The following is a 24802-nucleotide window of genomic DNA, read 5'->3' as shown; positions in this document are numbered from 1 at the left end:
AGGTAATGGACTCGAACAACTAATGCCCCGTGCGGCAGTAGAGTCGACTTAAGCATTTTGCTGTGGGTTTCCCAGCTGCATATGCGCCAAGCGGATGGCATGCTTTTCAGCACACACTGCGAGCTAACTGCCGATGTACTCAGGCCCGTTGTCGATGCGGATACCCTGTGGCTTGCCCGCCATCGAATACCTGATCCAGAGCGACTTCCACGCGCTCTGCCAGCAGTGAGCAGCGGGGTAAAGGTGAGGGGAAAATGAGCAAGAGCAAAAACCTTCGCCCATAAAAAAATCCAGTCACCGCTAAGTGACTGGATTTTCTGGGATTATATGGTCGGGACGGAGTGATTCGAACACTCGACCCCTAGCACCCCATGCTAGTGCGCTACCGGACTGCGCTACGCCCCGACTAGTTGAGAATCCGTTCCCGGATCCTCGAAACTGTCGCGAACTATACTATAAGCTTATGAAATTTGTAAACTTTTTAGTTTAGCCCGCTACTTTCGCAAGACCACCAATACGTCTTCCAGCTCGCTGATCATTTGTTTGATCATCTGCTTGTATTGGGTTGTATCGTCCTTGGCTTCATCACCGGACAGGCGCTGGCGCGCACCGCCGATGGTGAAGCCTTGGTCGTACAAAAGCGCACGGATCTGACGAATCATCAGCACGTCTTGGCGCTGATAATATCGCCTGTTACCGCGGCGCTTGACGGGGTTGAGGTGAGGAAACTCTTGTTCCCAATAACGCAGAACGTGCGGTTTGACCGCACAGAGTTCGCTGACTTCGCCGATTGTGAAATAACGTTTGCCGGGAATTACCGGCAGTTCGTCGTTATGACTTGGCTCCAGCATACGCTTCAACCCTGGCTTTAAGTTTTTGGCCTGGGCGGAAAGTCACTACACGGCGAGCCGTGATAGGAATTTCCTCCCCTGTTTTTGGATTACGACCGGGGCGCTGACGCTTATCGCGCAGATCGAAGTTGCCGAACCCCGATAGCTTGACTTGTTCGTTGAGCTCCAGCGCTTGCCGGATCTCTTCGAAAAACAGCTCGACCAATTCTTTGGCCTCGCGTTTATTCAAGCCTAGCTCTTCATACAGACGTTCCGCCATTTCAGCTTTCGTCAGAGCCCCCATACGCTAGTTCCTTAACGTGGCGTTGAACCTTTGTTCCAGCGAGGTGAGAATCGTTTGCGTTGTGGTACTCACCTCATCGTCATTAAGAGTGCGCGAAGGATGCTGCCAGGTCAAGCCAACTGCGATGCTTTTTCTATGCGGATCAATGCCTTTACCGTGATACACGTCAAATAGCCTGAGGTCTGTGAGCCATTCCCCTGCTGTTTCACGGATTAAGCCCAGCAATGACGCGGCTGGAACCTCACGATCGACGACCAATGCAAAGTCGCGACGCACTTCCGGGAAGCGCGACAATTCCGCAAAAGCCGGCATACGCCCCTGAGCCACTTCACTCAGAACCAGTTCAAACATGAACACAGGCTGGTCGAGACCCAGCTTCTTGGCAAGTTCCGGGTGAATGGCACCCATGAAACCAACCAGGCGCCCTTCTCGCTCAATGCGTGCAGTTTGGCCCGGATGCAGCGCTGGGTGTTCACCCGGCACAAAGCTGAATGCATCGCCCGCGCCGGCACTGGCCAGCAACGCTTCCACATCGGCTTTGAGGTCGAAGAAATCGACCGCTTCACGGCCGTGCGCCCAGCCTTCCGGTAAGCGGCTGCCGCAGACAACACCGGCCAGCATGGCTTCTTGCTTGAGGTCTTCGAGCTGACCAACAAAACGTAGGCCGCTTTCGAACAGGCGGACACGCGACTGCTGACGATTGAGGTTGTGCTCCAGCGCCTTGATCAGCCCCGGCCACAGCGACGAACGCATGGCGGCCATGTCAGCAGAGATCGGATTGGCCAGCAACAGCGGCTCAACGCCCGGATTGAACAGCGCGAACTGTTTCGGGTCGATGAAGCTGTAGGTGATTGCTTCCTGATAACCGCGCGCAACCAACAGGCGGCGCAACGCTGGTAGCTCAACCTGCGCTTCGGATTTAGCTTGCGGCGCCAGGCGCGCTTGCGGGTAACGTACCGGCAGATGGTTGTAACCATACAGGCGCGCCAGCTCTTCGATCAGGTCAACCTCAAGGCTGATATCGAAGCGATGGCTTGGTACTGTTACCTGCCAACGGCTTTCGCCATCCGCGGTTACGCCAAGACCCAACGCCGACAGCAGGCGCGTGATTTCCTGATCTTCGATTTTCAGGCCAAGCATTTGTTCGACGCGATCGGCGCGCAGAGTAATCGGCGCGATATTCGGCAGATCGTCTTGACTGGTGACGTCGATGATCGGACCCGCTTCGCCGCCGACGATATCCAGCAGCAATTGTGTCGCACGCTCCATCGCCTGATGCGCCAACTGCGAGTCAACACCACGCTCGTAGCGGTGCGATGCATCGGTGTGCAGGCCGTATGAACGCGCCTTACCCGCCACAGAGATGGTGTCGAAGAATGCGCTCTCAAGGAACAGGTCGCGGGTCTTGTCGCTTACGCCGCTGTGCTCGCCACCCATTACACCGGCAATTGCCAGGGCGCGTTGGTGGTCAGCGATAACCAGCGTGTCGGCGCGCAGGCTGACTTCCTGGCCGTCGAGTAACACCAGTTTTTCGCCCTCTTCTGCCATGCGCACACGAATGCCGCCATTCAGCTCGTTGAGGTCAAAGGCATGCATTGGCTGGCCAAGTTCGAGCATCACGTAGTTGGTGACGTCGACTGCCGCGTCAATGCTGCGAACGCCAGAGCGACGCAGACGCTCAACCATCCACAACGGCGATGGCTTGCTCAGATCGACATTGCGCAATACGCGGCCCAGATAACGCGGGCACGCTTTGCTGGCTACTACTTCAACCGGCAAGACTTGCTCGTGAGACGCGGTCACTGCTGCAATTTCCGGACGGGTTACCGGCGTGTTGTACAGCGCACCGACTTCACGCGCCAAACCAGCGAGCGACAGGCAGTCGCCACGATTCGGCGTCAGGTCGACTTCGATGCTGGCGTCGTCCAGGTTCAGGTAAGCACGAATGTCTTCCCCAACCGGCGCATCGCCCGGCAATTCCATCAGACCGTCGTGGTCTTCGCTGATCTGCAGCTCGGCAGCAGAACACAACATGCCGTTGGACTCGACGCCGCGCAGCTTGGCCTTCTTGATTTTGAAGTCGCCCGGCAATTCGGCGCCAATCATCGCAAACGGGATCTTCAGGCCGGGGCGCACATTAGGCGCGCCGCACACCACCTGAAAGCTCTCGCTGCCATTCGATACCTGACAGACACGCAGTTTGTCTGCATCTGGGTGTTGTTCGGTGCTCAGCACCTCACCCACAACGATACCGCTGAACTGGCCTGCTGCCCCTTCAACGCTATCAACTTCAAGGCCGGCCATCGATAAACGCGCCACCAACTCGTCACGAGTGGCCTGCGGGTTTACCCAGCTACGCAGCCATTGTTCACTGAATTTCATCCTGCTCTCCTAAGACTGTTCGATGACGGGAATGGGCACTAGCGAAATTGCGCCAGGAACCGCAGGTCGTTATCGAAGAACAGGCGTAAGTCATTCACGCCGTAACGCAGCATGGCCAGACGCTCAACGCCCATGCCGAAAGCAAAGCCCGAGTACTTCTCAGGGTCGATGCCACTCATGCGCAGTACGTTTGGATGAACCATGCCGCAACCCATGACTTCCAGCCAACCCGTTTGCTTGCACACGCGGCAACCTTTACCGCTGCACATCACGCACTGCATGTCGACTTCAGCCGAAGGCTCGGTAAACGGGAAGAACGAAGGACGGAAACGCACGCCCAGCGGCTTCTCGAAGAACACCCGCAGGAACTCTTCAATCGTACCCTTGAGATCAGCAAAGCTGACGCCCTCATCTACCAACAGGCCTTCTACCTGATGGAACATCGGCGAGTGGGTGATATCGGAGTCGCAGCGGTACACGCGGCCCGGACAAACGATCCGGATCGGTGGTTGTTGCGATTCCATGGTGCGCACCTGCACAGGTGATGTGTGCGTGCGCAGCAGCATGTTCGCATTGAAATAGAAGGTGTCATGCATTGCCCGCGCCGGGTGATGGCCGGGAATGTTGAGCGCCTCGAAGTTGTGGTAGTCGTTCTCGACCTCGGGGCCTTCAGCAATGCCGTAGCCAATCCGAGTAAAGAACTCCTCTACGCGCTCCAATGTGCGCGTTACCGGATGCAAACCGCCAGTGGTCTGACCACGACCGGGCAAGGTCACATCAATGCGCTCAGCCGCCAATTTGGCGCTCAGTGCAGCGTGTTCCAGCGTTTCCTTGCGTGCATTGAGCGCGGTTTGCACCTGCTCTTTTGCCGCGTTAATCAGCGCGCCAACTTTCGGCCGTTCTTCAGCCGAGAGGTTGCCCAGGGTCTTCATCACCTGAGTCAGCTCGCCTTTTTTACCCAAATAGTGAACCCGCAGTTGCTCCAGGGCATTCACATCTTCGGTGTTGCGCACGGCCTCAAGCGCTTGCGAGACCAGCACATCCAGATTTTCCATTTACAGACTCCAGATACGAAATAGGGGAAGAGCCGTGAAGCTCTCCCCCTATTTTGGTGACGTTCAACACTGAGCGAACCCAGTGATTGTCGGGGACTTAAGCCAGTTCGGCTTTCGCTTTCTCGACAATTGCAGCAAACGCCGCTTTTTCGTTCACTGCCAGATCAGCCAATACCTTACGGTCGATCTCGATGGAAGCTTTTTTCAGGCCAGCAATGAAACGGCTGTAAGACAGACCGTTTACACGTGCGCCAGCGTTGATACGAGCGATCCAAAGGGCACGGAACTGACGCTTCCGCTGACGGCGGTCACGGTAGGCGTATTGGCCTGCCTTGATCACAGCCTGCTTGGCAACACGGAATACGCGTGAGCGTGCGCCGTAGTAGCCTTTAGCCAGTTTCAGAATTTTTTTGTGACGCTTACGAGCAATTACGCCGCGCTTTACACGAGCCATGAGTTATTTCCTCTACCTAACCTAAATTATCGAACGCGCAGCATGCGCGCCACTTTTGCCACGTCAGACGGATGCACCAAGGTGCTACCGCGCAGATGACGCTTACGCTTAGTGGACATTTTGGTCAGGATGTGGCTCTTAAAAGCGTGCTTGTGCTTGAAGCCTGAAGCAGTCTTCAGGAAGCGCTTCGCTGCACCGCTCTTGGTTTTCATTTTTGGCATGTTCGGATACTCCGCATTCAGTTAATAAATATAATCTCAAGGCCTGCCGTGCCCAGTAGATTACTTCTTCTTTTTGGGGGCGATGACCATTATAAGTTGGCGTCCTTCCATCTTCGGGTGCTGCTCAACGGTGCCGTATTCAAGCAAGTCACCTTCAACTCGCTTCAACAACTCCATGCCCAGCTCCTGATGCGCCATCTCACGGCCGCGGAATCGCAATGAAACCTTGGCCCTGTCCCCCTCACTAAGGAAACGTACCAGGTTGCGTAGTTTTACCTGGTAATCCCCTTCTTCCGTCCCTGGACGAAACTTGATTTCTTTGATCTGTACTTGCTTCTGATTCTTCTTCGCCGCTGCTACCTGCTTCTTCTTTTCGAACAGGTGCTTGCCGTAGTCCATGATGCGACATACGGGGGGCAAAGCGTCAGCAGAAATTTCTACCAGATCCAGCTTGGCCTCTTCAGCCACGCGTAGCGCTTCTTCAATAGAGACGATGCCAATCTGCTCGCCTTCAGCGCCAATTAAACGAACCTCGCGTGCCGAGATATTCTCATTGATCGGCGCTTTTGGTGCAGCTCGTTTATCTTGTCTCATTTCACGCTTAATAGTGATTACTCCAAATCTTGGCGACCACGCCGGGAAACCGCTTGCGTAACGAATTCAGCGAATTGGGATACAGACATTGAACCCAGATCGGACCCTTCGCGGGTACGCACAGCGACAGTTTGCGTTTCAACTTCCCTATCTCCAATAACCAAGAGATACGGAACCTTGAGCAAAGTATGCTCGCGGATTTTAAAGCCTATCTTTTCATTTCTCAAGTCAGACTTGGCACGAAAACCGCTTTCATTGAGAGTTTTTTCAACTTCAGCGGCAAAATCAGCCTGTTTATCGGTGATATTCATCACCACAGCCTGAGTAGGTGCAAGCCACGCCGGGAACGCACCTTCATAGTGCTCGATCAGAATGCCAATGAAGCGTTCGAAAGAACCCAGAATCGCGCGGTGCAACATCACCGGATGCTTACGGCTGTTGTCTTCGCTGACGAATTCAGCGCCCAAACGCACAGGCAGGTTGAAATCGAGCTGCAGGGTACCACACTGCCAAACACGGCCGAGGCAATCCTTCAGCGAGAATTCGATTTTCGGGCCGTAGAACGCACCTTCACCCGGCTGCAAATCATAAGCCAAGCCAGCGCTGTCGAGCGCAGAAGCCAGTGCAGCCTCGGCGCGGTCCCACAACTCGTCGGAACCCACACGCTTTTCAGGGCGAGTCGACAGTTTGAGCTGGATATCGGTAAAGCCGAAGTCTTTGTACACATCCAGCGTCAGCTTGATGAAGTCAGCCGACTCAGCCTGCATCTGCTCTTCCGTACAGAAGATGTGTGCGTCGTCCTGAGTAAAGCCGCGCACGCGCATAATGCCGTGCAGCGCGCCAGACGGCTCGTTACGGTGGCAAGCACCAAACTCAGCCAGGCGCATCGGCAGCTCGCGGTAGCTCTTCAGGCCCTGATTGAACACCTGCACGTGGCATGGGCAGTTCATTGGCTTGATCGCGTAATCGCGGCTTTCCGACTCAGTGGTGAACATGTTGTCGGCATAGTTAGCCCAGTGGCCCGACTTCTCCCACAGAGAACGATCAACCACTTGCGGGGTCTTGATCTCCAGGTAGCCGCTCTCACGCTGCACTTTGCGCATGTACTGCTCAAGCACTTGGTACAGGGTCCAGCCATTCGGGTGCCAGAACACCATGCCCGGCGCTTCTTCCTGAGTGTGGAAGAGGTTCAGGCGCTTGCCGATTTTACGGTGATCGCGCTTTTCAGCTTCTTCGATGCGCTGCACATAAGCCGCCAACTGCTTCTTGTCAGCCCAGGCGGTGCCGTAGATACGCTGCAACTGCTCATTCTTAGCATCGCCGCGCCAGTAGGCCCCGGACAGCTTGGTCAGCTTGAACGCCTTGAGGAAGCGGGTATTCGGCACGTGCGGGCCGCGACACATATCAACATATTCTTCGTGATAGTACAGACCCATGGTCTGCTGGTCCGGCATGTCATCAACCAGACGCAGCTTGTACTCTTCGCCACGCGCTGCAAACACATCAATCACTTCGGCGCGTGGAGTGACCTTTTTGATCACGTCGTAATCTTTCTCGATCAGCTGCTGCATGCGCTGCTCGATTGCCGCTACGTCTTCCAGAGTGAAAGGACGCGGCGAGGCGATATCGTAGTAAAAACCTTCTTCAATGACCGGGCCGATCACCATCTTGGCGTCCGGAAACAGTTGCTTAACAGCATGTCCAACCAGATGCGCGCAGGAGTGACGAATAATCTCGACGCCTTCCTGATCTTTCGGGGTGATGATCTGCAGCGTTGAGTCCTGCTCGATCATGTCACAGGCATCTACCAGCACGCCGTTGACCTTGCCGGCCACGGTGGCCTTGGCCAGACCTGCACCAATAGACTGCGCCACCTCGAGTACGGATACCGGGTGATCGAATGGACGTTGACTGCCGTCGGGAAGAGTAATGATGGGCATGGCGCCTCCTCTCCTAGTGGTGACCTCTACCAAAGGCCACATGGGTTGGGATGAGCCAGTAAGCGCTGCGGCGATATTCCTGCCGTACCGTGGCAAGGGCAATTAGCCAACCGAACCGTAGCGCAGTCACTGGAAGTTTTAAGTGAACATTCGTGAAACGTGACGCGGGCGCAGCCAAAAAATGCGGCTACTGCAAACAGTCTCTTGATAAATTACCTTATATAAGGTGCCTATCTTGTTGATTAAAAACAACAAACAAGACTATTTGATGACAAATCGAGCGTTACTATAACACATCCACAGCAAGCCCTTGGCAGATATCCATTCACAATCCGGCGCGCGCTTTCTGTGGCAAGCTTCTTACCGCTACTTAGTGAACCGACCACAACTGATCAATACGAGTCGTGTAACTCCTGCTCATCAACTCGCGGCGCATAGCCCAACCCGGCGATGTTGGAACTCTGGCGGTGCGCAGTGTGCCTTTGCCCCATTTGGCATTAATCGAGTCGAGAACCCCCATAACCCGCTGCGCCTCCACCGACTGTCCAGCAGCAAACATGTCACCGGTATACTCACCACTCTGGCGCAGGTCCAGTAGCAGCACTTGCGCCTTACTGAAGGCAAAACCATGGCGAAAAATCTGCTCAAGGCCCTCAAGTGCAGCCTTGCTGATTTGCCGGGTGTCGTCAGTCGGATAGGCCAACTCGCAAATGATGCCCCGCGCAAACTTAGGCTCATCGGGATTGAACATCCCGGTGCGGATGCTTACCCGCACCTTTTTACAGAGAGACTTCTGAGCCCGCAGCTTTTCACAGGCCCGTGCCGCGTAAGTGGCGACTGCCTCCCTGATTGGCTCGAGAGAGGTAAGGCGCTTACCAAACATCCGACTGCAGCATATCTCCTGTTTTGGCGGGTCCACCTCCTCCATCTCTAGACAGGCAATGCCGCGAAGCTCTCTTGCAGTTTTTTCGATCTGCACACTGAAACGCTTACGCAGTGTCCAGGGATCGGCTTGAGCCAAATCCCAAGCCGTATTAATGCCCATACCGGTGAGGTGCTCCGTCATCTTGCGTCCGATGCCCCAAACATCTCCGACCTCACAAGCCCTTAAAAGCCTATCTCGCCGATCAGGATCAGTGATATCGACCACACCACCGGTTTGACGCTGCCAGCGCTTCGCCGCATGGTTTGCGAGCTTGGCCAATGTTTTGCTGCTGCCGATCCCCACTCCGACCGGGATTCCGGTGTATCGATGCACCTTCGCACGTATTTGCCGGCCTAGCGCCTCAAGCGGGACAGTCATTCCACTGAGATCGCAAAATGCCTCATCAATGCTATAGGCCGTCGAGTTCGGCACCAGACTATCGATAACCGTCATCACCCGCTGGCTCATATCTCCATACAAGGCATAGTTACTGGAGAACGCCACAATGCCGTGCTGCATGAGCTTTCCCTTGATCTGAAAGTAAGGCTCACCCATCTTGATAAATGGCTTCGCATCGGCGCTTCGGGCGATCACACAACCATCGTTATTGCTTAAGACAACAATGGGCACATGGGCAAGGTCAGGCCGAAAGACGCGCTCGCAACTGGCGTAAAAGCTGTTGCAGTCGACCAACGCGAAACAGGATTTATGCGCGGGCATGCGAATGGCTGCGGATACTGTAAAGAACCGCCCCCCAGATCAGCAGTTCATCACTTTCGAGCACGTACCTTGGCGCAAAGGCTGCGTTCTCGGAGCGCAGAATGAATTGCTCCCCCTCTTTGCAAAGGGTCTTGATTAGCGGCTCATTGTTGAGCGCCGCGATAACTATCATGCCGGGTTTTGCTTCAACAGATCGGTCCACTACGACCAGATCACCATCGAAAATCCCGACCCCTTTCATGCTGTCGCCACCGACTCTGGCGAGGAAAACCTGAGGTAAGCGCAGCCCCAAAAGTTCGTCCAACGAGATATCACGCTCGATATGATCCTGCGCCGGGGAAGGAAACCCAGCCGGAACAGTGAATGAGTAAAAGGGCAATGGTCGCCCTAAGGCATTGATACGCCCGAGATAATTGATCGACATAGGTTGCAGCCCAAATAACTGTACATACATACAGTAATCTTATGCGCTGCTTCCGGCAAGGTCGGCTGACGAAATGTCCGACGACTCGCCCAATAGGTTCGGCCTTGAAATCCGGGACGAATTACTGAGCGCGTACAGGCTTGCGGCCACGCTCGGAGCTTGGCCGGGGGGGGGTATTATCAATACGGGGGCCGCTAGTAAGACATCAGCCTGATAAGACAAGGGACGATGTGCAGATTGCGACGCTTCAAATCATTCTGCCTGACCGGTACGCAGCAACGGGCCAGAAATAACAGCATGCCCCGCATCAGTGAATCGTCGGAAAACGCTCTTTAACCAATAATTCAGCCTGATAAGCCATTTGATCGAGTACCCGATCACGCTTGCTTTCGGCGTCGCTCATAGCCTTTTTGCCGTGTTGTTTGAGCAGGTATGCATGGATCTGCCGCACTTCAGTCGCCTGGAATATCGGGGCCAGATCCTGCACGGCAACCATGCCGCCCGAACGATAATTACGCGTACTCATGACAACATGTGGGCCTTGCGCGGCCAGCACCTGAAAACCTAAAGCCTCAAAGGTTGGCACCTTGTCGGCGGCGCACGCCAGCTCGGCATGCGGGCGATGCGCGATCATCTTCTTTAGCATGGCCCTGGCAATTCCGCTGCGCCGATGATCAGCCTGAATAGCCATGTAAGCCAACGTGCACGCCTGCTCATCATCCTCGCTGGGCAGGTACAGGGCAAAACCGAGCACCTGCGAAGGATCTTCATCATCCAGTGCCAGAATCAACCGGGCGCTGCTCTGCTGATCGTTGTTCATGGCTTGCAAATACAGGTGTACCTCGTAGCCAATCACGTACTGGTACAACTGATACAGCGGATTACTTGGCGTCAGCGAAACCGGGCTGATGTCGCTGAAGTAGTCCACCACCATTTGCAGAACCTGGCTTTTCAGGTCTTCGGGTGGCGGTGTTTCCAAGTGCACAAGGGTGAACATCGAGAAGCTGGCTCCGGGCGTGCCCGATCGGGGCAATCGGCGCTGACGCTATTGTAACGCCCACAGCCACCACACCCAACACACTCTCGCCGCGCAAAGGGGCATCGCATTAATGTGCGCGGCAAACAAGCGCCCCGGCTTTATCCGCGTGCGGGCGTCGTGGCGCGAGCGTTCTTTTTCTGCAGGATTATCGAGGCTTCGTTGTAGGCATTCTGGAAGGATTCACCACCGATCCAGTTCACTGCCGCTTCTTCGTCTTCATCATGGAAAATGCCGCGGTAGGTAATCAGCAGGCCCATCATGAAGTCGGTGGCTGCGTCCTCCGACTCTTCAGCGACCACCAGTTCCAATACCGGGTATTGCAGGAACACCAGGCACATTGCCAACAGACTGATGCCTTCGCCGACTTTCATCGCCTGAAACAAGTCGTCGAAGTGCGCCGGGTCAAAGCCATTCTCTTCAATATCTTTGAAGTCGAAGGTGCTCAAATCGATCTCAACATCATCGAACGGCTCATCAATCAGCGGATTGGCCAATACCGGATGCACAACATTGACCTTGGACTTGCCGGAGCGGTTTTGCTTGGCCTTGAATTTGCCGCGCTTTGCACGCTTTTGCTGTTTCTCTGCGGAGGCCATAGTGGCGAGTTCCTTGTTCGGTACAGCCATGGGTATGGCCCGGATTATCAGCGCATAGTGTAATCATTACCGGCAGAATTCGCTGACCAAGAATAAACCGCAGGCAAGCAAACACCTCTGACTACCTGATGAGTCAACCAGAATAATTTAGCCGATTACCTTCAGTAGCCTGTAGAGCCCCGCCACGCACGGGCTTCAACGTCCCATCAGGCGAGTAAGAGCCGTGAATTGATCAACTGCCGGCTGCAAACAAACGGCTTGGCGGCTCAATGCTGTCTACTATTGGCGAAGGTAATGCTGCGTTGCGCGATACGTGACTCATTATTGCGCGCATGCAGCCGATACGTAATTGAGCCACTCCGTGCCTGAGCCGACCGCGAGACGCTATGCCGAGCAACCCTCTCTCCCTTGATGACACCCAGCCAAATCACTCAAGCGTGGCGCTGATACGCACATCCTTGTTCAAATTCGTGTGCCTGCTTGTTGGATTATTCATGCTTACCGGTGGTCTGCTGGCGTATATCGCCCATACGCTGGATGCCCGGGAGATCAAAGAAGGCCAATTTCACACCGCTAATGCGCTGAAGTCATTAGAAAGTTCGATGGATTCTTACATCCGGGATAACGCTAGCTGGGGAGATGCGTATGAGCATTTGCACCTGCAAGTAGACACGGACTGGGCTTACGTTAAGCAGAATCTCGGCGCATCACTTTATAGCGACTTTTTTATTAACGGGGTGTTTGTCATTGATCCGCAGGGACGCACGGTTTACTCGGTCATCAATGGCAAGCTTGCACAAATTAATGCCGAAAAGTGGCTGCAACAACCCACTCTCCCACTGGTAGAACAGGCACGCGCCGGTGCCGAAGCGGAGATGCCGGTAGCCACTTATACGCAGGTTGCTGGCACGCCAGCCTATGTAACCGCAATGGCGATTACCACGGGCGACGATCCAACGATAAAAGATGATGGTCGCTCGCCATCGGTGATGGTATTGGCGACCTTGTTGAATAACAGCCGACTCAAAGCGCTGGGTCAGGAATATGGAGTCGACGGTTTGCGCCTCGCCAACGCCTCGCAAACCGTTGGCTCGAATGTTTTGGCACTGGGTGAAGACGGCAATGCCGGAAAGATCCAGTGGAATCCCGAAGTGCCAAGCCGGGGAATATTGATTATTGGCATCCCCTTAATAGGCTGTGCTGCGTTGATTGTATGCCTCATGGCGTGGGTCATATTGAGACGCACAACCGTCGCTGCCAGAGCGCTTGATAACAGCTACCAGTCGCTTAAACACAGTGAAGCTGCGCTTAACACCAGTGAGAAACGATTTCGGGATGTCGTTGAGGCAAGTTCGGATTGGGTCTGGGAAATCGACCGAGACGCGCGCTTCTCCTATTTATCGGAGCGATTCGAAGGCGTCACAGGGTTACCTGTAGCGTCGTGGATTGGCCAGAGCATGGACAGCTTGCTGTACAGACAGGCCAGTTCGATGTCTGATTATCTGAACAACCCTGAGCGAGATCCGCATCCAAGCATTCAATGCCACTACCGCGACACACAAGGGCAGGAACGTATTACCCGGCTTTCTGCGCGGGCAATGGTGGATGGCGGTTTCCGGGGCACGGCGACCGATGTGACTGAGGAGGAAGAAGCGCGTCGGCGGATCGAATTCCTCTCGCTACACGATGCGCTTACCGGCCTTGCCAACAGAACGCGACTGTTGGCGTTTCTCGGTGAGAAACTCAAATCCAAGCGCTCGGTGGAACAACCACTGCTGGTACTCAGCGTCGACCTGGATCGCTTCAAGCCGGTCAACGATCTCTTGGGGCACGCCGCGGGTGACTTGGTGCTGAATGAAATATCCAGCCGGCTGATTAACTGTATCCGCCACGGCGATCTGGTGGCGCGTGTGGGCGGCGATGAGTTTGTGCTGGTTCTTGAGGGAATCAACAATGAAGAGGCCGTTGAAGAAGTGTGTCGCCGGCTGATCATGGCAATCGAGCAACCCATCAAAATGGCTGAGCAGGAGGTGTTCGTCGGCGCCAGCGTGGGTATCGCAATGGCGCCCAACGATGCCGACAATGTCACCGAGATACTGCGCTATTCAGACATAGCGCTGTATGAAGCGAAAGCTGCCGGGCGCAATACCTGGCGCTTTTATGCCAGTGATATGAATGACAAGATCATTGAGCGTCGGCGCATGGAAAGTGACCTGCGCTATGCGATCAATCACGACGAGTTAAGGCTGCATTTCCAGCCGCGCTATCGCATCTCGGACGGTCAGATGGTCGGCGCCGAAGCACTGGTGCGCTGGCAACATCCGACGCGGGGTTTGATAGCGCCAGACACCTTCATCCCGATTGCCGAGGACACCGGCTTAATCGTACATCTGGGCAACTGGGTACTGGAAAACGCCTGCATCAACGCCGCGCGCTGGCCCGATAACCTATTTGTATCGGTCAATCTTTCACCCAGCGAATTCAAACACGGCAACTTGGCCGAGCGGGTTAAAAACAGCCTCATTCTCAGTGGAATCGACCCTGCCCGACTGGAACTGGAAATCACCGAAAACACCACGCTGGACGATGCCGTCGGCACCCTCGAGGTGATGAACGAGCTGAAAAACCTCGGTGTTCGCATCACCATGGACGATTTCGGTACGGGTTATTCTTCGCTGAATAACCTGCGCACCTTTCCATTCGACGGACTAAAAATTGACCGGGGCTTTTTAAATCGCCTGGTTGATAGCGAAGAAGATAAATCCATCATCCAGGCCATGATCAGCCTCGGCCGCGCGCTGTCGCTCACCGTTACAGCCGAAGGCATCGAAACCACCGAGCAACTCAGCTGGCTCGAGACAGTGGACTGCCATGAAGGCCAGGGATACTTCCTGAGCCGGCCGCTGGACGCCAAGGTGTTCAACGCAATGCTTGAGTAACCCCGCCAACCTTGTTGTGACCACAGCACAAATCCAAAATCTTGATAACGCCACCAGGCGGACAATAACCAAACTGAGTCGGGGCATTGTCCGCCAACCTTAACTGCGGGTAATCGAGGCGCCGCCATCAACCAGGGAGGCGGTGCCGGTGACGAACGATGAATCGTCTGATGCCAGATACAACACCGAACGCGCCAGCTCATCGACGGCGCCTACGCGTTTAAGTGCATGCAGCCCGGTGATGAAGGCTTGTGATTCCGCCGTATTGTTCATGCTGCGGTACATATCGGTATCAACTGCGCCCGGCAGAATGGCGTTCACCCGGATGTTGTTGGGGCCGTATTCGGACGCCAGCGCTTGCGTGAGACCGATCAGCCCGGATTTACTCGCGGCATAAGCAGCAACGCCAGGAAACGCGAAGGTATGGCCGACAAAGGTCGAAGTGAAGATCACCGAGCCGCCACCATTATTGAGCATTTGGGCGATTTGATGCTTAGCCCCAAGAAACGATCCGGTCAGGTTGATTTCCACGGTATCGGTCCAGCCTTTTTCTGACACTTCGGTGCTTGGGCCGCCCTCGCCCAGTGTTCCGGCATTGTTGAAAGCCACATCAAGACGCCCGTATTGCCCGACTGCAAGCGCCACCAGCGCTTTGGCGTAATCTTCCGAACGCACATCGCCGGCCAGAGCCAGCGCCTCGCCACCGGCAGCGCGGATTTCTGCAACCAGATCGTTGAGCTCGCTTTCACGGCGTGCGCCGACAATCACCTTGGCCCCTTCGGCGGCGAACAATTTGGCGGTTGCGTAACCGATGCCCGAACTTGCGCCTGTGACGATGGCAACTTTATCTGCTAAACGTTTCATGTCTCTTCTCCTGAGTAATCCTTAGCAGCTGTTGGCTGCCTGAGTGAAAGGCTTGGGTTATCAGCGTGCCCGACTGGGCCTGGCTGGTGAGGCGAGTTTGGGCCGTGGTGAGTGTTTGGACTAGCCTGCAAATACCGGATCTACCTTTCGGAAAACCAGAACAATGCTAAAGCTCGACGGAATCGCCAGTTTTGTCGCCGTGGCCGAATCAGGCTCGATCAGTGAGGCCGGCAGACGGCTGAATCTGTCGAAATCGGTGGTCAGCGAACGGCTGGCAGAGCTTGAGCGGATGCTCGGCACTCGCCTGCTGCATCGCACCACACGCAAGGTCAGTCTCACTGAAGATGGTGCCGCGTTCTTGCAGCAGGCCACACGGATCATTCGAGATGTCGAAGCGGCAACGGCGGACATGGCTGAACGCCGTGGCGGGTTGACTGGCCCGCTGCGTATTTCGGCGCCTGTCACCTTTGGCCGTATGCATTTGGGCCCGGCGCTCTACCCGTTCATTGCTGCGCACCCGCAACTTGAGGTGACTCTTGATTTGAATGACCGGCGCATCGACGCCTCATCCGAAGGCTTCGATGCAGTGATCCGCCATGGCCCGCTGCAAGACTCGCGCTTAGTGGCCTGGCAACTGGCGACCAGCCAGCGGTTGTTGGTCGCTAGCCCGACTTATCTTGAACAATACGGCCGCCCCGCTTCGGTCGATGACTTACCCAACCACAAGGGTATTTTCTACACCAACCGCGGCACTGCAGACTGGCGCTTCGATGGCCAGCACGGCGCGCGAATCGCCCGCGCCAAGAATGCATTCAGGGTCAATAACGGCGACATGATGCTCGACGCAACACTGGCGGGATTAGGCATCGCGTTGTTGCCCACATTCATCGCGGGCGCGGCTATCCGTTCGGGTGCATTGCACGTGGTCGATATTGGCCTGAGCACCGCCACCGAGTACATCTACGTAGCGCACCCGGAAGGTCGCCACGCATCGGCCAAGCTAAGGGCGTTGGTTGACTGCCTGAAACTGGCGTTCGGCAGCCCGCCGTACTGGGATAACCAAAGCTGATAAGGGCAGGTGACTCACTGCGCTGTTTTTGTTTACTGGTTAAACCTCTAAAAATCAAAAAGCCCCGAAATACGGGGCTTTGCAGACTCAGGCAAGCGTTTAGTCGGCCAGCGATTCCACGCCCATCTCGTCCCAGACTTCTTCTGCGAGGTGGAACGTAGCGTTGGCTGCCGGAATGCCGCAGTAGATCGCGCTCTGCATCAACACTTCCTTGATCTCTTCGCGGCTAACGCCATTGTTCTTGGCGGCCTTGAGGTGCAGCTTCAACTCACCTTCGCGGTTCATGCCAATCAGCATGGCGATGGTAATCAGGCTGCGCGTGTGGCGCGGCAGGCCGGGACGCGTCCAGATATCGCCCCAGGCATGACGGGTAATCATCTCCTGAAACTCCTGGTTGAATGGCGTCAGCTTTTCCAGGCTGCGGTCGACGTGGGCATCGCCCAGTACAGCGCGACGCACTTGCATGCCGTCTTCATAGCGTTGCTTCTCATCCATCTGAATAGCTCCGGGTCAGGCTTGCAGGAAGGCCAAAACGCGCTGAGTGAACAGCTCGCCAGCTTCGACGTTGGACAAATGCGCAGCGTGAAATTCGACCATTTGCGCGTCTTCAATGCGCTCGACCATAAACCCGCCATCCGCCGGTGTAGTCACTGCATCCTGCGTACCGCACACCACCAGAACCGGCAGGCGAATGCTGCCCAGTTGCTCGCGGAAATCAGCATCACGTACCGCCGCGCAATTGGCGGCGTAGCCCTGCGGGGAAGTCTGCGCAAGCATGCCGACAATAGGCTCGACCTTGGCCGGTTCGGCCCTGGTGAACTCAGGTGTAAACCAGCGCGCAATCGAGGCGTCACGCAGGGCAACCATGGCTGCTGTGCCGTCGCGCAGCACGGTTTCGATACGCGGATTCCACACATCCGGATTGCCGATCTTCGCCGCGGTGTTGCACACCACAACCTTGTGCAGGCGCTCAGGTGCATTAATAGCCAGCCACTGACCAATCAGGCCGCCCATCGACAGGCCGCAGAAATAGGCCTTATCAATGTGCAGCGCGTCAAGCAGAGCCAGCACATCACGGCCATTCTGCTCAATGCTGTAAGGGCCTTCAGTGACCAGCGATTGGCCATGGCCACGGGTGTCGTAACGCAGCACGCGAAAGTGCTCAGAGAACGCCGCCACTTGCGCATCCCACATGTGCAAATCGGTGCCCAGCGAATTCGACAACACCAGCACTGGCGCGCCTGAGGGGCCTTCGAGCAGATAATTCAGTTCGCCATCGGCGAGTTGTACGGCAGACATACCGCGCTCCTATCGGGAGAAATTTTGATGTTCGGCCACAGCGCGCTCGACCCAGCGACGGGCTTGACCAAGATAAAATGCAGGATCCAGCAGGCGATCGAGTTCTGCCGCACTCAAGTGCGCGCTAACTTCATTGTTGTCGCCGAGAACCTGGCGTAAATGCGCGCCCTGCTCCACGGCTTGGCGGCAACAGCTTTCGAGCAAATGATGAGCCGCGTCGCGACCGATTTTCTGCGCCAGCGCAATACTGACTGCTTCGGCCAGAACCAGCCCCTGAGTCAGATCGAGGTTGCTGCGCATCCGCGCCGCTTGCACTTCAAGCCCGGGCACCACCAGTAATGCTTGTTGCAACGCGCCCGAAACCAAACAGCACAACTCGGGCAAGGTTTCCCACTCGGCATGCCACAAGCCAAGGCTGCGTTCGTGTTCTTGTGGCATCGCGGCGAGCATGGTTGCCACCAGCCCCGGCGCTCGTGTTGCTGCGCCGATCAGCACCGCAGCACTCACCGGATTGCGCTTGTGCGGCATGGTTGATGAGCCACCCTTACCCGGCGCTGCGGGCTCGAATACTTCACCCGCCTCGGTCTGCATCAGCAGGCTCAGGTCGCGGCCAAGTTTGCCAAGGCTACCAGCGAGCATCCCGAGTAGGCTGGCTAACTCCACCAGACGATCACGCTGGGTGTGCCACGGCTGATCCGGCAGGCTCAGTTGCAATTCACTCGCCAGCGCCTCGGACACCGGCCAGGCCTGTTCGCCTAATGCTGCCAAACTGCCGGAAGCGCCACCAAATTGCAGGCACAGCAAACGCGGCTTTATTTCAGCCAAACGCTGACGATGGCGTGTGATAGCGCCGAGTACACCGGCCAGCTTCATGCCCAGCGTCACAGGCGTTGCATGTTGCAGCCATGTGCGTCCGGCCATTGGCGTGTCGGCATGGCGCTCAGATTGCTCGGCCAGTGCATCAGCCAGACTGGCCAGATCATGTTCCAGCAACTCAATTGCGCCGCGCAGCTGCACCACCAAACCGCTGTCCATGACATCCTGACTGGTTGCGCCAAGGTGCACATAACGTTCGGCTTCGGGGTTGCGGCTGGCAACTTGTTTGCCCAACGCTTTGACCAACGGAATGGCTGAGTTGCCCGCGATCACAATGGCCTGAGCCAGGCTGTTGTAGTCGTAAAGTTCAGCGCGGCAAGCGGCCTCGATGGGCGCCACCAGCGCCGGTGAAAACAGGCCGACCTTGGCTTCAGCGCGGGCCAGCGCGGCTTCAAAATCCAGCATGCCTTGCACACGCCCATCATCAGAGAAGATTGCGCGCATGGCCGGCTGGGTGAAGTAGGCGTCAAAAAGTTGATTGCTCGGGCTATTCAAGCCGTTACTCCAGCAAAAGAACAAACATCAGTTGTATAACAGCGCGCCGTTTGCGGCCAGCTTTTGCTAACTGCAAACGGCGCTTGCTTCAGTTGTTGCATTGGCACAGGTGCAACTCAGACGCGCTCGATTGCCAGCGCCAAGCCCTGACCGACGCCTACGCACATGGTTGCCAGACCCAGCTTGCCGCCAGTCTTTTGCAGCTGGTGCACCGCAGTCAGCACCAGACGATTTCCGCTCATGCCCAGTGGGTGACCCAGCGCAATTGCACCCCCATTGGGATTGACCTTGGCGCTGTCGTCCGCCAGCCCAAGCTCGCGGGTGACCGCCAGGCCTTGCGCGGCAAAAGCTTCGTTGAGCTCGATAACATCGAAGGCGTTGATATCGAGGTTAAGACGCGCCAACAATTTGCGCACGGCAGGCACCGGGCCAATCCCCATGACTCGCGGCGCCACACCCGCGCTGGCCATGCCAAGCACTTTGGCGCGCGGCGTGAGGCCGTACTTCTGCACCGCTTCTGCCGAGGCCAGAATGATTGCGCTGGCACCGTCGTTAAGACCCGACGCATTGCCTGCTGTGACAGTTTTATCAGGGCCGTTAACCGGCTTGAGCTTGGCCATGGCTTCAGCGTTGCTGTCGGCACGCGGGTGCTCGTCGGTGTCGACAATGGTCTCGCCCTTGCGGGTCTTGATCACCACCGGCACGATTTCCTCGGCGTAGTAACCGGACTCCTGCGCAGCAGCGGCGCGTTGTTGGCTGCGCAGCGCGAAAGCATCCTGATCCTCACGGCTCACGGCATATTCCTGCGCCACGTTGTCGGCGGTCACCGGCATGGCGTCTACACCGAACTGCTCTTTCATTTGCGGGTTGATGAAACGCCAGCCCATGGTCGTGTCTTCGATTTTCTGGCCACGGCCAAACGCGCTGTCAGCTTTACCCATCACATACGGCGCGCGGGTCATCGACTCGACGCCCGCCGCAATTGCCAGGTCCATCTCGCCCAAGGCAATGGCGCGGAAGGCTGAGCCGACCGCATCAAGACCCGAGGCACACAAACGATTGAGGGTCACACCGGGAACGCTTTCCGGCAGGCCAGCCAGCAACAATGCCATACGCGCAACGTTGCGATTGTCTTCGCCAGACTGGTTCGCGCAGCCCATGAACACTTCATCGAGCGCGTTCCAGTCGACGTTCGGGTTACGCTCGATCAACGCCCGCAGCGGGATCGCTGCGAGATCATCTGCACGTACCGCCGAGAGACCGCCGTTCAGGCGCCCAATCGGTGTACGCACTGCATCGCAAATAAATACATCGCGGCTCATTCCTCACCTCCGGCCTGGCCATGAGCGGCTGCAGTACGCGCTTCAAGTGCGCGCAGTGCTTCCAGCTCAACAGCTGTCGGGGCATCGGTTTCAGCGACAACCGCGGCAAAACGAATCTGCCAGCCAGTCGCTTCAATCACCTGCTCGCGGGTAATGCCGGGATGCAACGAGGTCACGATGAATTCGTTGGTGCCCTCTTCAGGCTCCATGATGCACAGGTCGGTGATAATCGCGACCGGACCGGCACCGGGCAGCCCGAGTTGCTTACGGCTGTCGCCGCCTTCACCGTGGCCGACAGAGGTAATGAACGCCAGCTTGTCGACGAAGGTGCGATGACCTTGCTTGAGGATGATCAACACTTTCTTAGCCGAACCGGCAATTTCCGGCGCGCCACCAGCACCTGGCAAACGTACTTTCGGCTGATGGTAATCACCGATCACCGTGGTATTGATGTTGCCGTATTTGTCGACTTGCGCAGCACCGAGGAAGCCGACGTCGATGCGCCCGCCCTGCAGCCAATAGCGGAAGATTTCACCCGTTGGCACCACCGTATCGGCGGTTTCAGCCAGTTCACCGTCCCCGATGGACAACGGCAAAACTGAAGGCTTGGCACCGATCGGGCCGGATTCGTAGATCAGCGTGACATCCGGCGAATGCGTCAGCCGCGCCAGGTTGGCGGCCTTGGATGGCAGGCCAATGCCGACGAAGGTCACATCGTTGTTGCCGAGGCGGCGGGCAGCTGCCACGGTCATCATTTCATTGGTGCTGTAGGCGCTCATTATTTGGCCTCCGCGAGCTTGGCTTGAAACTCGGAAAAATCGGCAGTGCCACGGATGAAGCTATCAATCCAGGCGTTAAAGGTGTCACGGTCACGGGCAATCGGGTCCCACGCCTGATAAAAACGGTTGTCCCGTTCGTAATAACCATGTGCGTAGGAAGGATGGGCACCACCAGGCACTACGCAAACGGCGGTAAGTGCCCAGGCTGGCAATACGCAGGCATTCATCGGCGCTTGCAGATCGTCAACAATCTCTTCAACGGTGACGATACAACGCTTGGCTGCCAACGCTGCTTCTTTCTGCACACCCAGAATGCCCTGAATCAGCACGTTGCCTTTGCGGTCAGCTTTTTGCGCGTGAATAACGGTTACGTCCGGACGTACGCTCGGCACGGCCGCCAGCTTCTCGCCGGTAAACGGGCAGTTGATGAACTTGATTTGCGGATTGACCTTGGCCAGATCCGAACCCTGATAGCCGCGCAAAACTGCGAACGGCAGGTTCGAGGCACCGGACACATAAGCGTTGGCCATGGCAGCATGGCTGTGCTCTTCAATGGCCAACGGCTGTGGCCAGCCCTTCTCGACGGCATCACGCAGGCGGTGCAGAGAACCCACACCCGGGTTGCCGCCCCAGGAGAAAATCAACTTCTTGGCGCACCCGGCACCGATCAACAAGTCATACACCAGATCGGGCGTCATCCGCACCAGCGTCAGGTCTTTTTTACCCTGACGGATCAGTTCGTGCGCGGCAGCAGTCGGGATCAGATGGGTGAAGCCTTCAAGGGCAACCGTGTCGCCATCATGTACAAAGCGCTCTACGGCCTCGTGCAGGGAGATAATTTCAGCCATGGTGGTTCTCTTGTTGGTTTTGGGCGGCGGGGAGTCACGCCAGTGCCGCTAAATTACGCCTGCCACCGAGGCCAAACAATCCGATAATCGACTATGCGTGCGATTATCGAACGCTAGATAATCAGCAGGTATAAACCGCAAAAAAAGCTACGCCCCAACAATACCGGGGCGTAACGATGCAAACGCTGTGTTCGTGCGCAAAGGCATGCAACCCTGAACTACAGCGTGCCGTGCAAGCACTGAAAACTCAGAGCAGATTCCAGGTGTAATTGAAAATCAGCCGGTTCTCGTCGATATCGCTGCGGTAATTCGAGCGCGCCGCCGCATTGCCTCGTTTGTGCGCCTGAAGACGATCTTTTCATTTTGCGTAATAATCTCGGTCGCGCGCATGCGCAACATTCAGGCGAGGGTTGATGGACGTCCTACAAGCAATGCGAGTATTTGTTCAGGTGGTTGATTGCGGCACGTTCACCGCGGCCGCCAACTCGATGAATATATCGACCGCGCAAGTCTCGCGCCTGGTCAGTGAACTTGAGTCCGATCTGCAAGCCAGACTGCTCCAGCGCAGCACCCGACGCCTCGGTTTAACCGAGGTGGGTGAACGTTATCTGGAACGCTGCCGTTCGGTATTGGCCCAGGTTGATGAGGCCTCGGCGGAAGCCAGTGGCGCGCATCTGGTACCCAAAGGCCGCCTGCGCATTCACTCTATCACCGCCCTCGGTACGCAGTTGTTGGGGCCGATGGCGGTGCGCTATGGCGAGCGTTTTCCTGAGGTCAATATTGAAATGAGCCTCTCGCAGCGTCATCCCGACCTGCTCGAAGAAGGCCACGATGTGGTCCTGACACTGGCGCGCACGTTGCCGGACTCAGAACTGGTCGCGCAGCAAGTGTGTGACATTTACAGCGTGGTTTGCGCGGCGCCCGCCTACCTCGACAAGTACGGCATTCCAAAGAGTATCGGCGATCTGGAGAACCATCGTTGCCTGCAACTGATTGATCCGGTTTTCGGCGAAAGTTGGTTGTTTAACGACAACGGGGTTGAACAGCGCGTGCAGCCCGGCAAGATCTTTCAGGTCAATGTGGCTGAAGCCATGGCGCAAACGGCAGCGGCCGGAATGGGCATATGCCTGTTACCCGACCTCGTTGCGGCCAAGGCATTGCAGCAAGGCACACTGGTGCGGGTGTTGCCCCAGCACCGCCTGCATGAGCGCAGCCTTTACGCGCTATACCCCTCACGCAGGTATCTGGATGCCAAGGTGCGGACCTGGATCGAGTTCCTCAAGGAAGAGTTGCCCAAGGCGATGCGCAGCCATCAGGCCATTCTCGAAAACGCGCTGTTCTGGGCCTGATCAACTCCAGCGCATCGCCCCGCAATTGTTACGTATCAGGCAAAAGTTCTTCTCATTTTCACCTCTGTTTAGCAGGGCCGGCGACTTTTAAGCTTGCCCCGTCGTTAACCAACAGAGGTAAAAAAATGAAAATTTTAGCGTTGGCGGTCTGCCTGGGTCTTGTTGCTCCGTGGGCTGCTGCAGCCACCACTCCAGCCGCTGCAGATGCTCCGGTAAAACCTGAAACTTATCAGTACGGTGACACACTCGATGTGGCCCGGGTTATTTCACAGACAGCGACCGATGAAGGCTGCGGTGTGGTTGACGCAACCATGGTTTATGAGGATTCCAAAGGTGAAACGCACCGCCTGCAATACGAGCGTCTGGGCAACAACTGCGCCTATTGAAACCTAACGCAACAGAGCGTTTGTCGCCGCTGGCGGGTTGATAAAACGGCGCCGCAAACAGGGAATTCGGGGATGGTTCGCCTGCCGAACCCATCCCATGGTTCCGTCCAATCTTGGCGTGATCTCAACCTCTCATACCCGCTGATGGCAAAATATCGATTGCTCCTGCAATTGCCCGCCTCACGCCAAACCAAACCTACAGCACCAGCGGCGCATGTTTCCACTAGCGCCATAGCTCAGTGGAACAAGCGCTCGCTAAGCTCTTTGCTGGCTTCAAGTAAGACCGGCAAGAAGCGGGTTTCCAGTTCCTGGCGTGAGGTGCGACCAACATGCGTGCCCACGTTCAAGGCTGCCAGGACCTGGCCAGCTGAATCCTTCAGCGGCACCGCGATTGAACGTAAACCGACCTCCAGCTCCTGATCGATAATCACCCAACCCTGCTCACGAATCTGCGCCACACTGTCCCGCAAGCCCTGTGCGGTGTGCACCGTGCGACTGGTTTTAATTTGCAGCTCGGCATGCGCCAGATAGTCATCCAGCGCCGGATCGGTCAGGCCTGCCAGCAAAATACGGCCCATTGATGTGCAATACGCGGGCAAGCGGCTGCCCACGCTGAGATCAACCGAGATCAGGCGTTGCGGTGTGGCTGAACGGGCGATGTAGAGAATCTCGTCACCTTCGAGCGTGGCCATCGAACAGGCCTCATGCAGCTGCTCGCTGATGCGGTCGAGTATCGGCTGCGCCGTGACCGCGAGTGGCGTCGACGACAGATAGGCGTGGCCGAGTGTCAGCACCTTGGGCAGCAGTGAATAGGTGCGCCCGTCGGTGGTTGCATAACCGAGCTTCATCAGCGTGTGCAGGCAACGACGAACTGCCGCGCGCGGAATTTCGGTGCGATGACTGATCTGTGCAATCGTCAGTTGGCGCTTACGCTCCTGGAACGCATGAATCACGGCTAATCCGCGCGCCAGTGAGGTCATGAAATTTGGGTCGCCCGTCAGCGCCTCAATGCGCTTGGCTGGGGAAGCCACGATGGGCGGCGCCAGTGTCGCCAGCGGTAAGTGTTGATCGTCGCTCATTGTTATTGTGTCC

The 24802-nt window shown here is 56.5% G+C and carries 24 protein-coding genes and 1 tRNA gene; 4 read left to right on the top strand and 21 right to left on the bottom strand.

All coding sequences use genetic code 11. From position 1 onward, the window contains the following. Positions 1-328: 328 nt before the first annotated feature. The 13 genes from FEZ62_RS13090 to FEZ62_RS13030 all read right to left on the bottom strand — a co-directional run bounded on the left by FEZ62_RS13090 (position 329) and on the right by FEZ62_RS13030 (position 11484). Positions 329-405 (bottom strand) — tRNA-Pro (locus FEZ62_RS13090). A gap of 89 nt (positions 406-494) precedes the next feature. Beyond that, the gene (locus FEZ62_RS13085; RefSeq protein WP_069900302.1) at positions 495-851 is read right to left on the bottom strand and encodes a MerR family transcriptional regulator; all 357 of its coding nucleotides are present in this window, start codon (positions 849-851) and stop codon (positions 495-497) included. Further along, the gene (gene ihfA / locus FEZ62_RS13080; RefSeq protein WP_069900301.1) at positions 832-1134 is read right to left on the bottom strand and encodes an integration host factor subunit alpha; all 303 of its coding nucleotides are present in this window, start codon (positions 1132-1134) and stop codon (positions 832-834) included. The genes FEZ62_RS13085 and ihfA overlap by 20 nt, the downstream gene beginning before the upstream one ends. Positions 1135-1137: 3 nt before the next feature. Then, positions 1138-3516 (bottom strand): phenylalanine--tRNA ligase subunit beta, encoded by a 2379-nt coding sequence (gene pheT, locus FEZ62_RS13075; protein ID WP_172928082.1) that lies wholly within the window; start codon positions 3514-3516, stop codon positions 1138-1140. Between the two features lie 38 nt (positions 3517-3554). Further along, positions 3555-4571 (bottom strand): phenylalanine--tRNA ligase subunit alpha, encoded by a 1017-nt coding sequence (gene pheS, locus FEZ62_RS13070; RefSeq protein WP_069900299.1) that lies wholly within the window; start codon positions 4569-4571, stop codon positions 3555-3557. 97 nt (positions 4572-4668) lie between these two features. Beyond that, the gene (gene rplT / locus FEZ62_RS13065) at positions 4669-5025 is read right to left on the bottom strand and encodes a 50S ribosomal protein L20 (RefSeq protein WP_010489095.1); all 357 of its coding nucleotides are present in this window, start codon (positions 5023-5025) and stop codon (positions 4669-4671) included. A 26-nt stretch (positions 5026-5051) separates the two neighbouring features. Next, positions 5052-5246 (bottom strand): 50S ribosomal protein L35, encoded by a 195-nt coding sequence (rpmI, locus tag FEZ62_RS13060; RefSeq protein ID WP_069900298.1) that lies wholly within the window; start codon positions 5244-5246, stop codon positions 5052-5054. A 60-nt stretch (positions 5247-5306) separates the two neighbouring features. Further along, the gene (gene infC / locus FEZ62_RS13055; protein WP_170827758.1) at positions 5307-5858 is read right to left on the bottom strand and encodes a translation initiation factor IF-3; all 552 of its coding nucleotides are present in this window, start codon (positions 5856-5858) and stop codon (positions 5307-5309) included. Continuing rightward, on the bottom strand, positions 5858-7780 hold the full coding sequence (thrS, locus tag FEZ62_RS13050; protein WP_090511962.1) for a threonine--tRNA ligase: 1923 nt from the start codon (positions 7778-7780) through the stop codon (positions 5858-5860). Before thrS ends, infC begins: the two co-directional genes overlap by 1 nt. 370 nt (positions 7781-8150) lie before the next feature. Continuing rightward, the gene (locus FEZ62_RS13045; protein ID WP_172928080.1) at positions 8151-9425 is read right to left on the bottom strand and encodes a Y-family DNA polymerase; all 1275 of its coding nucleotides are present in this window, start codon (positions 9423-9425) and stop codon (positions 8151-8153) included. Then, entirely contained in the window at positions 9412-9849 is a 438-nt protein-coding gene (gene umuD / locus FEZ62_RS13040; RefSeq protein ID WP_172928147.1) for a translesion error-prone DNA polymerase V autoproteolytic subunit, read from the bottom strand. The genes FEZ62_RS13045 and umuD overlap by 14 nt, the downstream gene beginning before the upstream one ends. A 307-nt stretch (positions 9850-10156) precedes the next feature. Further along, positions 10157-10846: a GNAT family N-acetyltransferase gene (locus FEZ62_RS13035; RefSeq protein WP_172928078.1), complete on the bottom strand. Its 690-nt coding sequence runs from the start codon at positions 10844-10846 to the stop codon at positions 10157-10159. Positions 10847-10986: 140 nt separating this feature from the next. Further along, positions 10987-11484, bottom strand: coding sequence for a hypothetical protein (locus tag FEZ62_RS13030; RefSeq protein WP_172928145.1), 498 nt, complete (start codon positions 11482-11484; stop codon positions 10987-10989). A gap of 386 nt (positions 11485-11870) precedes the next feature. On the opposite strand from FEZ62_RS13030, the gene FEZ62_RS13025 reads away from it, so the two are divergent. Further along, on the top strand, positions 11871-14423 hold the full coding sequence (locus FEZ62_RS13025; protein WP_172928075.1) for an EAL domain-containing protein: 2553 nt from the start codon (positions 11871-11873) through the stop codon (positions 14421-14423). A gap of 99 nt (positions 14424-14522) precedes the next feature. Here the strand turns inward: FEZ62_RS13025 and FEZ62_RS13020 are convergent, their stop codons facing one another. Then, the gene (locus tag FEZ62_RS13020) at positions 14523-15287 is read right to left on the bottom strand and encodes an SDR family oxidoreductase (protein ID WP_172928073.1); all 765 of its coding nucleotides are present in this window, start codon (positions 15285-15287) and stop codon (positions 14523-14525) included. A gap of 163 nt (positions 15288-15450) precedes the next feature. Between FEZ62_RS13020 and FEZ62_RS13015 the strand changes: the two genes are divergently transcribed. After that, a complete protein-coding gene (locus tag FEZ62_RS13015) occupies positions 15451-16356 on the top strand; it encodes a LysR family transcriptional regulator (RefSeq protein WP_172928070.1) in 906 nt (301 codons plus the stop codon). A gap of 99 nt (positions 16357-16455) precedes the next feature. On the opposite strand, the gene pcaC is transcribed toward FEZ62_RS13015, so the two are convergent. The 6 genes from pcaC to FEZ62_RS12985 form a co-directional block, all read right to left on the bottom strand. After that, the gene (gene pcaC / locus FEZ62_RS13010; protein WP_090511710.1) at positions 16456-16851 is read right to left on the bottom strand and encodes a 4-carboxymuconolactone decarboxylase; all 396 of its coding nucleotides are present in this window, start codon (positions 16849-16851) and stop codon (positions 16456-16458) included. Positions 16852-16866: 15 nt separating this feature from the next. Next, complete coding sequence (pcaD, locus tag FEZ62_RS13005) at positions 16867-17655, bottom strand: 3-oxoadipate enol-lactonase (protein ID WP_172928068.1); 789 nt, start codon at positions 17653-17655, stop codon at positions 16867-16869. Positions 17656-17664: 9 nt separating this feature from the next. Continuing rightward, positions 17665-19026, bottom strand: a complete 1362-nt coding sequence (locus FEZ62_RS13000) for a 3-carboxy-cis,cis-muconate cycloisomerase (RefSeq protein ID WP_172928066.1) — start codon at positions 19024-19026, stop codon at positions 17665-17667. 116 nt (positions 19027-19142) lie between these two features. Further along, complete coding sequence (pcaF, locus tag FEZ62_RS12995; RefSeq protein WP_172928064.1) at positions 19143-20348, bottom strand: 3-oxoadipyl-CoA thiolase; 1206 nt, start codon at positions 20346-20348, stop codon at positions 19143-19145. Further along, a complete protein-coding gene (locus FEZ62_RS12990) occupies positions 20345-21127 on the bottom strand; it encodes a CoA-transferase subunit beta (protein WP_090511700.1) in 783 nt (260 codons plus the stop codon). The genes pcaF and FEZ62_RS12990 overlap by 4 nt, the downstream gene beginning before the upstream one ends. Further along, positions 21127-21975, bottom strand: a complete 849-nt coding sequence (locus FEZ62_RS12985) for a CoA transferase subunit A (protein WP_172928061.1) — start codon at positions 21973-21975, stop codon at positions 21127-21129. Before FEZ62_RS12985 ends, FEZ62_RS12990 begins: the two co-directional genes overlap by 1 nt. A 413-nt stretch (positions 21976-22388) precedes the next feature. Here FEZ62_RS12985 and FEZ62_RS12980 point away from each other — a divergent pair, with 413 nt between their 5' ends. Beyond that, complete coding sequence (locus FEZ62_RS12980; protein WP_172928059.1) at positions 22389-23324, top strand: LysR family transcriptional regulator; 936 nt, start codon at positions 22389-22391, stop codon at positions 23322-23324. 125 nt (positions 23325-23449) lie between these two features. Beyond that, on the top strand, positions 23450-23710 hold the full coding sequence (locus FEZ62_RS12975; RefSeq protein WP_150549143.1) for a DUF2790 domain-containing protein: 261 nt from the start codon (positions 23450-23452) through the stop codon (positions 23708-23710). Positions 23711-23946: 236 nt separating this feature from the next. Here the strand turns inward: FEZ62_RS12975 and FEZ62_RS12970 are convergent, their stop codons facing one another. After that, on the bottom strand, positions 23947-24789 hold the full coding sequence (locus FEZ62_RS12970; RefSeq protein ID WP_172928057.1) for an IclR family transcriptional regulator C-terminal domain-containing protein: 843 nt from the start codon (positions 24787-24789) through the stop codon (positions 23947-23949). Positions 24790-24802 lie beyond the last annotated feature (13 nt).

Origin of the sequence: Pseudomonas sp. MS19, from assembly GCF_013277615.1 — a bacterium.
Classification (GTDB): Bacteria; Pseudomonadota; Gammaproteobacteria; order Pseudomonadales; family Pseudomonadaceae; genus Aquipseudomonas; species Aquipseudomonas marincola.
This window is presented reverse-complemented; position numbering and strand designations above follow the sequence as displayed.

Coding starts and splice junctions, on each gene's coding strand:
- FEZ62_RS13020 (WP_172928073.1), bottom strand. CDS start 15,287: ATGAAACGTTTAGCAGATAAAGTTGCCATCGTCACAGGCGCAAGTTCG.
- FEZ62_RS13035 (WP_172928078.1), bottom strand. CDS start 10,846: ATGTTCACCCTTGTGCACTTGGAAACACCGCCACCCGAAGACCTGAAA.
- FEZ62_RS12980 (WP_172928059.1), top strand. CDS start 22,389: ATGGACGTCCTACAAGCAATGCGAGTATTTGTTCAGGTGGTTGATTGC.
- pheS (WP_069900299.1), bottom strand. CDS start 4,571: ATGGAAAATCTGGATGTGCTGGTCTCGCAAGCGCTTGAGGCCGTGCGC.
- FEZ62_RS12970 (WP_172928057.1), bottom strand. CDS start 24,789: ATGAGCGACGATCAACACTTACCGCTGGCGACACTGGCGCCGCCCATC.
- FEZ62_RS13015 (WP_172928070.1), top strand. CDS start 15,451: ATGCTAAAGCTCGACGGAATCGCCAGTTTTGTCGCCGTGGCCGAATCA.
- rpmI (WP_069900298.1), bottom strand. CDS start 5,246: ATGCCAAAAATGAAAACCAAGAGCGGTGCAGCGAAGCGCTTCCTGAAG.
- pcaC (WP_090511710.1), bottom strand. CDS start 16,851: ATGGATGAGAAGCAACGCTATGAAGACGGCATGCAAGTGCGTCGCGCT.
- rplT (WP_010489095.1), bottom strand. CDS start 5,025: ATGGCTCGTGTAAAGCGCGGCGTAATTGCTCGTAAGCGTCACAAAAAA.
- pcaD (WP_172928068.1), bottom strand. CDS start 17,655: ATGTCTGCCGTACAACTCGCCGATGGCGAACTGAATTATCTGCTCGAA.
- FEZ62_RS12985 (WP_172928061.1), bottom strand. CDS start 21,975: ATGGCTGAAATTATCTCCCTGCACGAGGCCGTAGAGCGCTTTGTACAT.
- FEZ62_RS13025 (WP_172928075.1), top strand. CDS start 11,871: ATGCCGAGCAACCCTCTCTCCCTTGATGACACCCAGCCAAATCACTCA.
- FEZ62_RS13045 (WP_172928080.1), bottom strand. CDS start 9,425: ATGCCCGCGCATAAATCCTGTTTCGCGTTGGTCGACTGCAACAGCTTT.
- pcaF (WP_172928064.1), bottom strand. CDS start 20,348: ATGAGCCGCGATGTATTTATTTGCGATGCAGTGCGTACACCGATTGGG.
- FEZ62_RS13030 (WP_172928145.1), bottom strand. CDS start 11,484: ATGGCCTCCGCAGAGAAACAGCAAAAGCGTGCAAAGCGCGGCAAATTC.
- FEZ62_RS13085 (WP_069900302.1), bottom strand. CDS start 851: ATGCTGGAGCCAAGTCATAACGACGAACTGCCGGTAATTCCCGGCAAA.
- umuD (WP_172928147.1), bottom strand. CDS start 9,849: ATGTCGATCAATTATCTCGGGCGTATCAATGCCTTAGGGCGACCATTG.
- ihfA (WP_069900301.1), bottom strand. CDS start 1,134: ATGGGGGCTCTGACGAAAGCTGAAATGGCGGAACGTCTGTATGAAGAG.
- FEZ62_RS12990 (WP_090511700.1), bottom strand. CDS start 21,127: ATGAGCGCCTACAGCACCAATGAAATGATGACCGTGGCAGCTGCCCGC.
- thrS (WP_090511962.1), bottom strand. CDS start 7,780: ATGCCCATCATTACTCTTCCCGACGGCAGTCAACGTCCATTCGATCAC.
- pheT (WP_172928082.1), bottom strand. CDS start 3,516: ATGAAATTCAGTGAACAATGGCTGCGTAGCTGGGTAAACCCGCAGGCC.
- FEZ62_RS12975 (WP_150549143.1), top strand. CDS start 23,450: ATGAAAATTTTAGCGTTGGCGGTCTGCCTGGGTCTTGTTGCTCCGTGG.